This window comes from Gottfriedia luciferensis (assembly GCF_001712755.1).
GTDB lineage: Bacteria > Bacillota > Bacilli > Bacillales > Bacillaceae_G > Gottfriedia > Gottfriedia luciferensis_B.
Map to the genome: position 1 here is coordinate 1 of NZ_MDKC01000026.1, position 1102 is coordinate 1102.

General features: G+C 26.2%; 1 protein-coding gene. It reads left to right on the top strand.

Going from position 1 to position 1102, the window contains the following annotated elements; all coding sequences use genetic code 11:
- Window positions 1-104 precede the first annotated feature (104 nt).
- On the top strand, window positions 105-1102 hold a 998-nt coding region (locus BED47_RS14905; protein ID WP_069034328.1), incomplete at its 3' end, for a glycosyltransferase family 2 protein.

Here is a 1102-nt window from a genome sequence, read left to right on the forward strand (position 1 = left end):
AACTTTTCCATCTTAGAACCCCTATTACCTTATTTTAAATCGACAACAGTAACACCTATTCCGCCCTCGGAGGCTGCTCCATATCGATATGATTTAACTGATCTATGTATAAGGTAAGTGTTATAATTCCTGCCTATAATGTTGAAAATTATATAAAGAGATGTTTAGAGTCGGTTTTAAATCAAACATTAAATCAAATTGAGATAATTATTGTAAACGACGGTTCAAAAGATGAAACTTTGAAAGTTATTAATCCTTTTAAGGATAACCGCTTGAAAATAATTGATAAAGAAAACGGAGGGGTATCTTCTGCTAGGAATGCCGGATTATCAATTGCCAAAGGAGAATATATATTTTTTTTAGATGGAGATGATTGGTTAGAAAAAGATGCATTAGGAATAATGTATCAATATGCTATCGATAATAGTCTTGATATTGTGATTTCAGGTTTTATCCTAGATTACGATAATGGACAAAAAGAATATATTACTGATGGAAATAAATTATCGAACAAACCAATATCTGATGTTTTATTAAATAATATTGCTCCAGCGGTTTGGTCAAAATTGTACAATACTAAATTATTAGTAGAAAATAATGTTTTTTTTACTAGTGATATTTCATTAGGTGAAGATTTACTATTTAATATAAAAGCTTTTTCATTAACAAGTAAGATTGGAACTATTAATGAGAAATATTTTGTACATTATATTCAAAGAAATAATGGCTTAACCAGAAGATATAGCAATAATATTTTAGATATATTTAAGGTTTTGGAAGAAATCGAGTTATATTTATCAAGTACGAATATTGTACAAGAATACAAAAAGGAGTTAGTATTTTGTGGATTTTTGCATACCTATTTTTATAGAATAATGGTTCCTAATATTTATTTTCAAAAGTTTCACAAAATAATTTATCAATTAGGCAAAGAAAATTTTTATAAATATGATAACAATTTATATGTAGAGAATTTCTGTAAGATGTTACCTACGGATAAGAAACTTAGAATAAAAGGTTATGAAATTAATTATTATTTAGGTAGTACATTATCTATGATGACAAGATATAATAAATTTCTTTTAAAAGTTTTCTTTGCCTA